General features: G+C 55.5%; 14 protein-coding genes and 1 tRNA gene. All 15 read left to right on the top strand.

Annotated features, from left to right (window positions below; all coding sequences use genetic code 11):
- Window positions 1-16 precede the first annotated feature (16 nt).
- The 15 genes from BOP93_RS03615 (at window position 17) to BOP93_RS03540 (ending at window position 11,655) form a co-directional block, all read left to right on the top strand.
- Window positions 17-1,741: a tetratricopeptide repeat protein gene (locus BOP93_RS03615; RefSeq protein ID WP_104501580.1), complete on the top strand. Its 1,725-nt coding sequence runs from the start codon at window positions 17-19 to the stop codon at window positions 1,739-1,741.
- Between the two features lie 4 nt (window positions 1,742-1,745).
- The gene (lolB, locus tag BOP93_RS03610; protein WP_065891723.1) at window positions 1,746-2,363 is read left to right on the top strand and encodes a lipoprotein insertase outer membrane protein LolB; all 618 of its coding nucleotides are present in this window, start codon (window positions 1,746-1,748) and stop codon (window positions 2,361-2,363) included.
- A gap of 49 nt (window positions 2,364-2,412) precedes the next feature.
- On the top strand, window positions 2,413-3,216 hold the full coding sequence (gene ispE / locus BOP93_RS03605) for a 4-(cytidine 5'-diphospho)-2-C-methyl-D-erythritol kinase (RefSeq protein WP_237140421.1): 804 nt from the start codon (window positions 2,413-2,415) through the stop codon (window positions 3,214-3,216).
- Window positions 3,217-3,253: 37 nt separating this feature from the next.
- Window positions 3,254-3,328 (top strand) — tRNA-Gln (locus tag BOP93_RS03600).
- 46 nt (window positions 3,329-3,374) lie between these two features.
- Window positions 3,375-4,316, top strand: coding sequence for a ribose-phosphate pyrophosphokinase (locus BOP93_RS03595; protein WP_003208392.1), 942 nt, complete (start codon window positions 3,375-3,377; stop codon window positions 4,314-4,316).
- 136 nt (window positions 4,317-4,452) lie between these two features.
- Entirely contained in the window at window positions 4,453-5,055 is a 603-nt protein-coding gene (locus BOP93_RS03590; protein ID WP_065888041.1) for a 50S ribosomal protein L25/general stress protein Ctc, read from the top strand.
- Between the two features lie 167 nt (window positions 5,056-5,222).
- The gene (pth, locus tag BOP93_RS03585; protein ID WP_003188350.1) at window positions 5,223-5,807 is read left to right on the top strand and encodes an aminoacyl-tRNA hydrolase; all 585 of its coding nucleotides are present in this window, start codon (window positions 5,223-5,225) and stop codon (window positions 5,805-5,807) included.
- A gap of 21 nt (window positions 5,808-5,828) precedes the next feature.
- On the top strand, window positions 5,829-6,929 hold the full coding sequence (gene ychF, locus BOP93_RS03580; RefSeq protein ID WP_104501578.1) for a redox-regulated ATPase YchF: 1,101 nt from the start codon (window positions 5,829-5,831) through the stop codon (window positions 6,927-6,929).
- A gap of 302 nt (window positions 6,930-7,231) precedes the next feature.
- Complete coding sequence (locus BOP93_RS03575; protein WP_104501577.1) at window positions 7,232-8,149, top strand: sigma 54-interacting transcriptional regulator; 918 nt, start codon at window positions 7,232-7,234, stop codon at window positions 8,147-8,149.
- 185 nt (window positions 8,150-8,334) lie between these two features.
- Window positions 8,335-8,517, top strand: a complete 183-nt coding sequence (locus BOP93_RS03570) for a hypothetical protein (RefSeq protein WP_104501576.1) — start codon at window positions 8,335-8,337, stop codon at window positions 8,515-8,517.
- A 102-nt stretch (window positions 8,518-8,619) separates the two neighbouring features.
- Entirely contained in the window at window positions 8,620-8,985 is a 366-nt protein-coding gene (locus BOP93_RS27755; RefSeq protein WP_232790508.1) for a type III secretion apparatus protein RspB, read from the top strand.
- Window positions 8,970-9,791, top strand: coding sequence for a type III secretion system inner membrane ring lipoprotein SctJ (gene sctJ, locus BOP93_RS03560; protein ID WP_065950597.1), 822 nt, complete (start codon window positions 8,970-8,972; stop codon window positions 9,789-9,791). The genes BOP93_RS27755 and sctJ overlap by 16 nt, the downstream gene beginning before the upstream one ends.
- A 570-nt stretch (window positions 9,792-10,361) precedes the next feature.
- Window positions 10,362-10,937, top strand: coding sequence for a type III secretion system stator protein SctL (gene sctL / locus BOP93_RS03550; RefSeq protein WP_104501574.1), 576 nt, complete (start codon window positions 10,362-10,364; stop codon window positions 10,935-10,937).
- 108 nt (window positions 10,938-11,045) lie between these two features.
- Window positions 11,046-11,261 (top strand): hypothetical protein, encoded by a 216-nt coding sequence (locus BOP93_RS03545; protein ID WP_101218170.1) that lies wholly within the window; start codon window positions 11,046-11,048, stop codon window positions 11,259-11,261.
- A gap of 1 nt (window position 11,262) precedes the next feature.
- A complete protein-coding gene (locus tag BOP93_RS03540) occupies window positions 11,263-11,655 on the top strand; it encodes a type III secretion protein (RefSeq protein WP_065950594.1) in 393 nt (130 codons plus the stop codon).
- Window positions 11,656-11,668: the final 13 nt, after the last annotated feature.

Genomic DNA, 11,668 nt, shown 5'->3' with positions numbered 1-11,668 from the left:
GTCGTCCTCTTCCTATATGAATAGATCTTCCGCGTTGCTCCTTGCTTTTGTCTTCCTCAGCGGCTGCCAGGCCATGGCCCCCGTGGCGCCGGACGCTGCGCAGCCGGTGGAAGACAGCTCCCCCGTCCCTGAAAAGCCCAAGGTTTATTCCTCGTTCAGCGAAGAAACGGTCTACAGCCTGCTGACCGCAGAACTGGCCGGCCAGCGTAATCGCTTCGATATTGCGCTGGACAACTACGTCACCCAGGCCATCAATACCCAGGACCCCGGTATCTCGGAGCGCGCGTTTCGCATCGCCGAGTACCTGGGGGCCGACCAGGCTGCGCTGGACGCCTCGTTGATCTGGGCGAAAAACGCCCCGGACGACCTGGAGGCTCAACGTGCAGCCGCCGTGCAGTTGGCACGCGCCGGGCGCTATGACGACTCCATGGTCTACATGGAAAAAGTCTTGCAGGGCAAGGGCGACACGCATTTCGACTTCCTGGCGCTGTCGGCTGCCGATACCGACCAGGACACGCGCAATGGCCTGATGAAGAGTTTCGACCGCCTGCTGCAAAAGCATCCGAAGAACAGCCAGCTGATTTTCGGCAAAGCGCTGTTGCTGCAACAGGACGATGAAGCCGACGCCGCCCTCAAGCTGCTGGAGCAGAACCCGCCGGAGGAAGGCGAGATCGCACCGATCCTGCTGCGCGCACGCCTGTTGCAAAACCTCAACCGCGGCAAGGAAGCGATTCCGCTGCTGGAAAAAAGCATCAAGAAATACCCGGACGACAAGCGCCTGCGCCTGACTTACGCGCGGATGCTGGTTGAGCAGGACCGCATGGAGGACGCCAAAGTGCAGTTCGCCAACCTGGTCCAGCAATACCCGGACGACGACGAGCTGCGCTACTCCCTCGCACTGGTGTGCCTGGAAGCCAAGGCCTGGGACGAGGCCAAGGGCTATCTGGAAGAGCTGGTGGCGCGCGAAAGCCATGTGGATTCGGCGCACCTGAATCTCGGCCGCATCGCTGAAGAGCGCAACGACCCGCAAGCGGCGCTGCTTGAATACGCCCAGGTCGGCCCAGGCAACGATTACCTGCCGGCCCAGTTGCGCCAGGCCGACATCCTGATGAGCAACGGTCGTACCGACGAAGCGGAGAAACGCCTGGCCGCGGCCCGCGATGCCGAACCGGACTACGCGATCCAGTTGTACCTGATCCAGGCCGAGACCCTGTCGGCCAACAACCAGAGCGAACGCGCCTGGAAATTGTTGCAACAAGCGTTGCTGCAATACCCCGACGACCTCAACCTGCTCTATACCCGCGCCATGCAGGCGGAAAAACGCAATGACCTGGCGCAGATGGAAAAAGACCTGCGCCTGATCATCAAGCGTGACCCGGACAACGCCATGGCCCTCAACGCCCTGGGGTACACCTTGTCCGACCGCACCACGCGCTACGCCGAAGCCAAGGCGCTGATCGAACAGGCCCACAAGCTCAACCCGGAAGACCCGGCCGTGCTCGACAGCCTGGGCTGGGTCAATTATCGCCTGGGCAACCTCGACGAGGCCGAGCGCTTGCTGCGCCAGGCCCTGGAGCGCTTCCCCGACCATGAAGTCGCCGCTCACCTGGGCGAAGTGTTGTGGGTCAACGGCAAGCAACGCGAAGCGCGACAGATCTGGGAAAAATTCCTCAAGGAACAACCCGAAAGCCCTATCCTGCGCAGCACCATCAAGCGCCTGACCGGATCCGAGACCCTATAAGCTTATGTTTTTGCGCCACGTTATCGTTTTCAGTTTCATCGCCCTGCTCGCCGGTTGCGCGGGTTTTGGTTCCCGCGAATCCGTTGAAGGCCAGGGCAACCCGGCACAGTGGCAACAGCACAAGGACCAGCTCAGCAGCATCGACGGCTGGCAGATCGAAGGCAAGGTCGGGGTGCGCGCGCCAAAGGATTCCGGCAGCGGCACCTTGTTCTGGCTGCAGCGCCAGGATTACTACGATATTCGCCTCTCCGGCCCGCTGGGTCGCGGTGCGGCCCGCTTGACCGGACGCCCCGGGCAAGTGAGCCTTGAAGTGGCCAACCAGGGCCGCTACGAAGCGACCTCCCCGGAAGAACTGCTGGAGCAGCAGATCGGCTGGAAACTGCCGGTCTCGCACCTGGTGTGGTGGGTGCGCGGACTCCCGGCGCCGGACAGCAAAAGTCGCTTGAGCCTCAATGGCGACAGTCGCCTGGCCTCCCTGGAGCAGGATGGCTGGCAGGTCGAGTACCTGAGCTACGTGCAACAGAACGGTTACTGGCTGCCCGAGCGCATCAAACTGCACGGCACCGACCTTGACGTCACGCTGGTGATCAAGGACTGGCAACCGCGCAAGCTGGGGCAATAACGTGACAGTCGCAAAACTCACACTGCCCTCCCCCGCCAAACTCAATCTGATGCTGCACATCCTTGGTCGCCGTGAAGACGGCTACCACGAGTTGCAGACGCTGTTTCAATTTCTCGACTACGGCGATGAACTGACGTTCGCCGTGCGTGACGATGGCGTGATCAAGCTGCACACCGAATTTCCAGGCGTGCCCCACGACAGCAACCTGATCGTGAAAGCGGCGAAAAATCTTCAGCAGCAATCGGGCTGCCCACTCGGCATTGATATCTGGATCGATAAAATCCTGCCCATGGGCGGCGGTATCGGCGGCGGCAGCTCAAATGCCGCCACGACATTGCTCGGGCTCAACCACCTGTGGCAGCTGGGCTGGGACCAGGATCGCCTGGCCGCGCTGGGCCTGGCGCTCGGTGCCGACGTCCCGGTTTTCGTGCGTGGGCATGCCGCATTTGCCGAGGGCGTGGGGGAGAAACTGACCCCTGTAGACCCCGAAGAGCCGTGGTATCTCGTGCTGGTGCCGCAAGTATCTGTAAGTACAGCAGAAATTTTTTCAGATCCGTTGTTGACACGTAACTCTTCTCCCATTAAAGTGCGCCCCGTTCCCAAGGGAAACAGTCGAAATGACTGCTTACCGGTTGTAGCAAGGCGTTATCCAGAGGTACGTAACGCTTTGAATTTGTTAGGTAAATTTACCGAAGCAAAATTAACCGGAACTGGAAGTTGTGTGTTTGGGGGCTTCCCAAGCAAAGCTGAAGCTGATAAAGTCTCGGCCCTTCTTACAGAGACCCTTACAGGGTTTGTAGCAAAGGGAAGCAACGTTTCGATGTTGCATCGCAAGCTGCAAAATCTGCTCTAAAAGGAATCGAGTGTTAGGCACTCGTTGCAACAGATACAGGGGCGTCGCCAAGCGGTAAGGCAGCAGGTTTTGATCCTGCCATGCGTTGGTTCGAATCCAGCCGCCCCTGCCATTTTCTAATACTCATCCAGGTTACCCTCAGCCTCTAGGTACTGCGCGTGTCCAAGATGATGGTCTTTACGGGGAATGCCAACCCCGATCTGGCTCGACGTGTCGTACGTCAGCTGCATATCCCTCTCGGTGACATCTCTGTCGGTAAATTCTCCGACGGCGAAATTACAGCCGAGATCAATGAAAATGTCCGCGGTAAAGACGTCTTCATTATCCAGCCGACCTGCGCTCCGACCAACGATAACCTGATGGAACTCGTCGTGATGGCTGATGCCTTCCGCCGCTCCTCAGCGACTCGAATCACAGCTGTAATCCCTTACTTTGGTTATGCCCGTCAGGATCGCCGTCCGCGTTCCGCACGTGTGGCCATCAGCGCGAAAGTCGTTGCTGACATGCTGACCGTGGTAGGTATCGACCGTGTGCTCACGGTTGACCTGCACGCTGACCAGATCCAGGGATTCTTCGATATTCCAGTAGATAACATCTACGGCTCCCCCGTTCTGGTGGATGACATCGAAGACCAGCGCTTTGAAAACCTGATGATCGTGTCCCCGGACATTGGTGGCGTCGTGCGTGCACGAGCGGTTGCCAAATCCCTGGGCGTGGACCTCGGTATCATCGACAAACGCCGCGAGAAAGCCAATCACTCTGAAGTGATGCATATCATCGGTGATGTCGAAGGGCGTACCTGTATTCTGGTTGATGACATGGTCGACACCGCCGGCACCCTGTGCCACGCGGCGAAAGCCTTGAAGGAGCACGGTGCAGCAAAAGTCTTCGCCTACTGCACACACCCTGTGCTGTCGGGTCGAGCGATCGAAAACATCGAGAACTCCATGCTGGACGAACTGGTGGTGACCAACACCATTCCGTTGTCCGCTGCAGCTCAAGCCTGTTCGCGTATCCGTCAACTGGATATCGCACCGGTAGTTGCCGAAGCGGTTCGCCGCATCAGTAACGAAGAATCGATCAGCGCGATGTTCCGCTAAGGGTCAGACCTGCGGACCATCCACTGACGAAAAGCGCCCCGCCCCAGCATTCCGCTGGGGCGGGGCTTTTTTGCCCATATCGAGTTCGGCGCTGGTCGCAAACGCCCCTCGATGATGGCTATTTTGGAGATACAACATGAACGATTTTACTCTGAACGCCCAAGCGCGTACTGACCTGGGGAAAGGTGCGAGCCGCCGCCTGCGTCACGCCGCCAACATCCCAGCCGTTGTCTACGGTGGTAACAAGCCTGCTGAATCCGTGACCATTCTGGCCAAGGAAATCGCCAAGCTGTTCGAAAACGAAGCGGCCTACAGCCACGTTATCGAATTGAACGTCGATGGCGCCAAGCAGAACGTGATCGTTAAAGCGATGCAGCGTCACCCTTCCAAGCAGTTCATCATGCACGCTGACTTCGTTCGCGTTGTAGCGGGCCAGAAACTGACCGCTATCGTGCCTGTGCACTTTGTGGGTGAAGAAGCTCCGGTCAAGAAAGGCGGTGTTGTTTCCCACACCACCACCGAGATCGAAGTCAGCTGCCTGCCGAAAGACCTGCCTGAGTTCATCGAAGTCGACCTGTCGAACGCTGAAATCGGCACCATCATTCACCTCTCCGACCTCAAGGCGCCTAAAGGCGTTGAGTTCGTTGCACTGGCTCACAACGACGACAAGGCTGTTGCCAACGTCCACGCGCCACGTGTTGTAGCTGAAGATGAAGCTGAAGAACCCGCTGCAGAGTAATACGCTCTGTAACGAAGGAGCTTGAGGAAACATCGCGGACCGAAACGTAGCGAGAAAGCGGGCGATAACGCGGCGTTTACTCTTGAGTAAATGATGTAATGTTGTCCACTTTCGCCGCACTCAAGTCAGGCGATGTTATCCACAACTCCAAAGGAAGGGCCCCTGTCGTGACTGCCATTAAACTGATCGTTGGCCTGGGAAATCCAGGCGCCGAATACGAACAGACCCGGCATAACGCGGGGGCCCTTTTTGTTGAGCGCATCGCCCACGCCCAAGGCATCAACCTTGTGGCCGATCGCAAATATTTTGGCCTGACCGGGCGTTTCTCGCACCAGGGTCAGGATGTTCGTCTGCTGATTCCCACCACCTACATGAACCGCAGCGGCCAGGCTGTCGCGGCGCTTGCGGGATTCTTCCGAATCAAGCCCGAAGAAATCCTGGTGGCCCATGACGAACTGGACCTGCCACCCGGCGTTGCCAAACTCAAGTTGGGCGGCGGGCATGGTGGGCACAATGGCCTGCGCGACATCATCGCGCAGCTGGGTAATCAGAATAATTTCTACCGTCTGCGGCTCGGCATTGGCCACCCAGGCGTTGCCAGTATGGTTTCAAATTTCGTCCTGGGTCGTGCGCCACGCGCCGAACAGGAAAAACTCGATGCCAGCATCGATTTTGCCCTCGGCGTGCTGCCGGATATCTTCGCCGGTGAATGGAACCGTGCGATGAAAAACCTGCACAGCCAGAAGGCCTGACTTTTACCGAGGGGAAACACCATGGGATTCAATTGCGGCATCGTCGGCCTGCCCAACGTCGGCAAATCCACCTTGTTCAACGCCCTGACCAAGTCCGGTATTGCGGCGGAAAACTTTCCCTTCTGCACCATCGAGCCCAACAGCGGTATCGTGCCGATGCCGGACCCACGCCTAGACGCGCTGGCAGCGATCGTCAACCCAAAGCGCATCCTGCCAACCACCATGGAATTCGTCGACATCGCCGGCCTGGTCGCCGGCGCGTCGAAAGGTGAAGGCCTGGGCAACAAGTTTTTGGCCAACATTCGCGAAACCGATGCCATCGCCCATGTGGTCCGCTGCTTTGAAGACGAGAACGTGATTCACGTTTCCAACAGCGTCGACCCGAAACGCGACATCGAAATCATCGACCTGGAACTGATCTTCGCCGACCTCGACAGCTGCGAGAAGCAACTGCAGAAAGTTGCGCGCAACGCCAAGGGCGGCGACAAGGATGCCGTGGTTCAGAAAGGCCTGCTGGAACAGCTGATCGCTCACTTCACCGAAGGCAAGCCTGCGCGCAGCCTGATGAAGAGCATGGGCACCGACGAGAAGGCCGTGATCAAGGGTTTCCACCTGCTGACCACCAAACCTGTGATGTACATCGCCAACGTCGCTGAAGACGGCTTCGAGAACAACCCGCTGCTCGACGTGGTCAAGGCCATCGCCGACGAAGAAGGTGCCATCGTGGTCCCGGTGTGCAACAAGATCGAAGCGGAAATCGCCGAACTCGATGACGGCGAAGAAAAGGACATGTTCCTTGAGGCCCTGGGCCTGGAAGAGCCTGGCCTGAACCGCGTGATCCGTGCCGGCTACGAGATGCTCAATCTGCAGACCTACTTCACTGCCGGTGTTGAAGAAGTCCGCGCGTGGACCGTCAAAGTCGGCGCCACGGCGCCACAGGCCGCTGGCGTGATTCACACCGACTTTGAGAAAGGCTTTATCCGTGCTGAAGTGATCGCTTATAACGACTTCATTCAATACAAGGGTGAGGCAGGGACCAAGGAAGCCGGTAAGTGGCGTCTGGAAGGCAAGGAATATATCGTCAAGGATGGCGACGTGATGCACTTCCGTTTCAACGTGTAAGTATCAACTGCCGTACACGCCGCAACTAAAAAGCCGATGTATTGCATCGGCTTTTTTGTGGGCGACGGATCACCCGGTCAAAAACATTTTTACTAAATTCCCGATTTTTTTCAGAATTACCCTACACACTTTATTCTTTTCTTGTTACAGCACATCAAATCCAAGTTAAACACAAACTTATCCTACACAACACCGGCATCTGACTTCATCAATGACAAGTGACAACGCTTATAAATTTCGATTTACTAGGCTGAGCCTACACATCAATAGTGAAGCAGTAGCGATTATGGAGTAATCACTCAATGTCGGCCCCCGACCATATGGATAATGACGCAGATAGTTCACTGCTTGAAGGCCCTGATATTGAAAATATGTTGAGCAGCATTGCCCCGCTCAACATTGACATTCTGTTGCTGGGAGAAACCGGCACCGGCAAGGATACCCTGGCAGGGCGAATTCATCGTTTATCAGGCCGACGGGGCAGCTTCATTCCTGTGAACTGTGCGGCCATTCCAGAGACGCTCGCGGAAAGCCAATTGTTCGGCGTCAATAGCGGTGCGTACACCGGCGCCGTGCAGTCCAGGGCGGGCTTTATCGAAGCTGCACACTTGGGCACTCTGTATCTGGATGAAATCGACAGCATGCCGCTGTCTTTACAAGCCAAGCTACTTCGGACACTGGAGTCACGTGGCGTAGAGCGCCTGGGCTCAACTCGATTCATCCCGGTAGACATGCGAGTCATCGCATCGGCCCAGCGATCGTTGTATGAAATGGTCGAGCGAGGGACTTTCCGGCGCGACCTGTATTTTCGTTTGAGTGTCGTCAACATCCAGCTCCCGTCGTTGCGAGAGTGCCGAGATCGAATAATCCCGCTTTTTTTGACCATGATCCGACAACAAGCAGAATCTTTTAAATGCCCCTCCCCCCAACCTCCAAACTCCTTGTTTCAACAGTTGTTATGCCATACCTGGCCCGGCAACGTTCGCGAACTGAGCTCCACCGCTAAACGCTTTGTATTGGGGCTTCCTCCGCTGTCGGTAAAGGGAGAGGACCATGAGGCATCTGAAGCAGGCCTCAAAGAACACTTACAACGTATCGAGAAATCACTGATTGAAGAATCACTGCGTCGGCACAATGGCAATGTGGATCTGGTAGCGGTTGAGTTAAGGGTCGCCAAACGCACACTTTATTACCGAATGAAACAACTTAGGATTGGCTGAACGGATGTTGAAAACGCTCGCGCATCAGACGCCTTCTGGGAACGTTAGGTTTTTTGTAAATGATGGGAACCACTTAACTACCGGCTGCCACACAGTTAGTGCCAGACATCATGTTGTAAATCGATGCAAAAAACATGGGGACTGTGCAACGTGATATTTTTCAACTAGCGAAGTGGAGAAGATCTATGAATCCAATTAACGGCAATTCCTCCTATTCATCCTACTACGGTGCCGGCGACACCGCCGGGAACCCCGCCCTTAATGCAGAGAGCGAGCGGGCGAAGAAGATACAGGCTGACGGATTGAGGTTGAACAACGACGCCCAGCAAGATACCAACGTTAAAGAGGCTGCTGGTAAAAGGCGTTAATGCAAGTACCTCCTCGGATCACCAGCCGAGGAGGCGCTTCTCGTATTGAGCGGGTACTTCAAGCCAGCGTAAAACCCCATCACTCACCTATCGAGGTTACCCATGCTTGTGGAAAACAATAGCTCAATCGCGCCTACCGGCCTTATACGCGCCGTTCAAGCGTCTGATCGTTCACCATCAAGTACTGATGCGGACTTTTTTACCTCCCAACTTGAACGTTCTATTTCGACAGGGCCTGTAGCAGCACCACTCGAGACGATGAATGTGCTGACAAATGCAGCAGCGGCGCTCGAAACAACAAAAAACAAAATAACACGAGACCTCAGTAGACTTAGCAAAAATACCGACAGGGACGCGTTACGTAAGTACCCGGATGATCTTTCCAACGCATTGCTCATGTCACATTTGCTAGTAAAAACCCTCGGCAAAGCAACCCAGTGCGTCGACAAAATATGCAACCTGCAGTAGCAAACAGACGCTTCCCGCGGTTAACCCTGGTGGCGCTCACCTTTCTTTTTATGTTGAGTGGTTGCGGTGACCGTGTCGAATTGCATCGACAACTCTCCGAACAAGAGGCCAATGAAGTTATTGCAGAACTGGCAGACAAACATATTCGAGCTCAAAAAATTCCTGCCAAGGATGGGGTAACGGTAAGTGTTGATACAAGCGACCTAGGCCGAGCTGTTCGCACTTTGGAGGCCGTAGGCCTGCCCAGACTCGCTCGCGCCACACTAGGCGATACGTTTCGGAAGGAGGGCGTAATTTCTACACCGCTGGAAGAGCGCGCCCGCTACATCTACGCCTTATCCCAGGAACTTGAAGCCACCCTCTCGAACATCGATGGTGTGATAGTTGCCCGGGTGCATGTGGTGCTTCCCGAGCGCATTGCGCCTGGAGAACCGGTGCAGCCTGCATCCGCCTCCGTGTTCATCAAACACGATCCTCGCCTTGATCCCGATAATATCCGAGCCCGTGTTCGCAAAATGGTCGCAAGCAGTATTCCGGGAATGACGACAGCAGTGGACAACCCGCAAAAACTTACCGTCATATTCGTGCCCGCTACGGCTTACCAGGGACAAAGGCGACTGGTCTACTTCGGACCGTTCCTGATCCCGGCAGATGACCGCAGTTTTTGGTCGACCAGCCTCATCATTTTGCTGGGTGGTTTGATTTTGACGGTGGCCGGAACATTGTTCCTGTTAAACCGGCGGCAGCGGTCGAAACAGGTAATACCTGCGCCTGACGTAACTGAAGGTTCTGCGCGTGGTCATTAACCATTCTCTATCAAGGAGTGAACATCTGGCTTGGGCTCAATGGTGGGCATTTCCTTGGAGATCCGCCCACGAAAGCTGGCGGTTTTTTTACCCTGAGATTGCTTTGATTCATTGCTGTGAGGCCTTGATGAAGAACGAACTTGCAGGTGCCGCCCCCTGCTTGCCTCCCCAACCTCAGTTTGCCGTGCTTCGACTGGCAATTGCCTCAACGGAACAACTCAACTTGGCGCTCCAATTGGTTCACCTGACCGTCATTCCCCAATCCGCACCTTCCTTGAGCGAAAGCCATGAACAATGGTGCAGGAGCCTCTCCAAAGCCCTCTCACCTGACATGCTTCTGCCCGAAGATGACCCTTTGCAATTACTGTGCAATTGGGTAGCGCCCACCGTCTGGCAGCGGCTTCGATTACGCTTTCCCTTTGAGCGAGTGCTCGCAGTGGAAAAAAGATCTCCAGTATTCGAAAACGCGTGCAGCCGATTGATCACACTCTGGCAAGCCGTGGTTTGGCGAGTCACATCCACGTCTGACCATGACACACGTCCTGATACGCACGCACCAGGCGACCGATAATGCTCCAACTGCGCAAAATCGAGTTACACCAGAACGCTGCCTGCGTTCCAACCCCCTTGGTTCCCCGAGAAGCGCTCGTAGATGTCGAAATTGCCAATCAGCACTTGGTGCAAGCACAAGCGAAGGCTGACGAGCTTATAAGAAAAGCGAGTGAACAATGTGAGGCCATGCAGGAAAAAGCTTCAGTGGAAATCTGGCAACGCGCCGATAAGCAACTCAAATGCTGGGAACAAGAGCGTGAGGAAATACTCGCAAGTCTTGAACACCGCGCGACCTTGGTCATTAACCAAGCCATCAGGTGCATTTGTGACGAAACTGTCGAGCCACAGCGCCTAAGCGCTCTTATAAAGCAGTTGCTGGCCAGTCAAATACCGCAGGTCAACGCAACGCTGCTCTGCTGCCCAAACGAATTCGAGTGCGTAAAGCGGAACCTCGTTTCTCACGGGGCGACACTCTGGAGGCTACAACCAGACGCCACTGTGCCCCCTCACACCCTGACATTAAGGACAGATGAGGGAGATTTCCTTATCAACTGGCACTCGATGCTCGACCTGTTTCTCAAGCAGAGCCGATAAAACTAAAAGCGCGCCGCCTCATTGGTTTACCACGTATCAAATAGTTTCTTGTGTATGGAACTGACTGGCTACGACAAACCACAATACAAAAAACAATGAGGAATCATCATGCGATCTTTCAGCGACTTATCGCTTCGACTTGCGAGAAACAGCAGCACCGCTAACCACAAAGTCGAGCAGGCAGGTCAAGACCCTGCAACAGCTGAAGATATTGATGCGTTCTATGCCCTAATAATAAAACAAGACTTTTCCAACTTTGCCTATCTGGAGCAAGGACGGGTTGTACACGAAATGATCAAAACAACGATCGAGAGCTTTCAGTGATTTGAAAGACCTCATTATTCATTGGCTGAAGAGCGGCGAAGAACAAATCACCCTGATTGAAGGCCAAGATGAAATTGTCGTCAGCCTTCAAGGTAGTGGAGTGTTGGTATGCGCCAAACTTACTTCAACTTCACCTCACAACACCGAACTGCAATGCTGGGTGCGGCTCGGCGCTGCGAGTCTGACCCACTTTCAGGGCGCACTGGCGCGAGCATCCAGCAGTGGCGATCTCTGGATTACCCAGAGTCTACAGGGTGCACCTCAAGCGGATCGCGTGCTCGGTAGCGTCGAATCGCTGCTCAATCAACGTGATACCTGGCGCGCCGTCTACGCACGCCTGAATAAGCAAGCCCACCAGCTCAAACCGACCTCGCTCCGTTCGTTGCGGCACTAATCAGGAAAGTCCT

This window comes from Pseudomonas orientalis, from assembly GCF_002934065.1.
Taxonomy (GTDB): Bacteria; Pseudomonadota; Gammaproteobacteria; order Pseudomonadales; family Pseudomonadaceae; genus Aquipseudomonas; species Aquipseudomonas orientalis_A.
Note: the sequence above shows the minus strand (reverse complement) of the source record. Positions and strands in the feature narration are given on the sequence as shown.

What these genes read in the sequence shown, in the direction of transcription:
- BOP93_RS03570 (WP_104501576.1), top strand. Translation starts at nt 8,335, where the DNA reads ATGAATCCAATTAACGGCAATTCCTCCTATTCATCCTACTACGGTGCC.
- BOP93_RS03545 (WP_101218170.1), top strand. Translation starts at nt 11,046, where the DNA reads ATGCGATCTTTCAGCGACTTATCGCTTCGACTTGCGAGAAACAGCAGC.
- sctJ (WP_065950597.1), top strand. Translation starts at nt 8,970, where the DNA reads ATGCAACCTGCAGTAGCAAACAGACGCTTCCCGCGGTTAACCCTGGTG.
- sctL (WP_104501574.1), top strand. Translation starts at nt 10,362, where the DNA reads ATGCTCCAACTGCGCAAAATCGAGTTACACCAGAACGCTGCCTGCGTT.
- BOP93_RS03575 (WP_104501577.1), top strand. Translation starts at nt 7,232, where the DNA reads ATGTCGGCCCCCGACCATATGGATAATGACGCAGATAGTTCACTGCTT.
- BOP93_RS03615 (WP_104501580.1), top strand. Translation starts at nt 17, where the DNA reads ATGAATAGATCTTCCGCGTTGCTCCTTGCTTTTGTCTTCCTCAGCGGC.
- ychF (WP_104501578.1), top strand. Translation starts at nt 5,829, where the DNA reads ATGGGATTCAATTGCGGCATCGTCGGCCTGCCCAACGTCGGCAAATCC.
- lolB (WP_065891723.1), top strand. Translation starts at nt 1,746, where the DNA reads ATGTTTTTGCGCCACGTTATCGTTTTCAGTTTCATCGCCCTGCTCGCC.
- BOP93_RS03590 (WP_065888041.1), top strand. Translation starts at nt 4,453, where the DNA reads ATGAACGATTTTACTCTGAACGCCCAAGCGCGTACTGACCTGGGGAAA.
- BOP93_RS27755 (WP_232790508.1), top strand. Translation starts at nt 8,620, where the DNA reads ATGCTTGTGGAAAACAATAGCTCAATCGCGCCTACCGGCCTTATACGC.
- ispE (WP_237140421.1), top strand. Translation starts at nt 2,413, where the DNA reads ATGCTGCACATCCTTGGTCGCCGTGAAGACGGCTACCACGAGTTGCAG.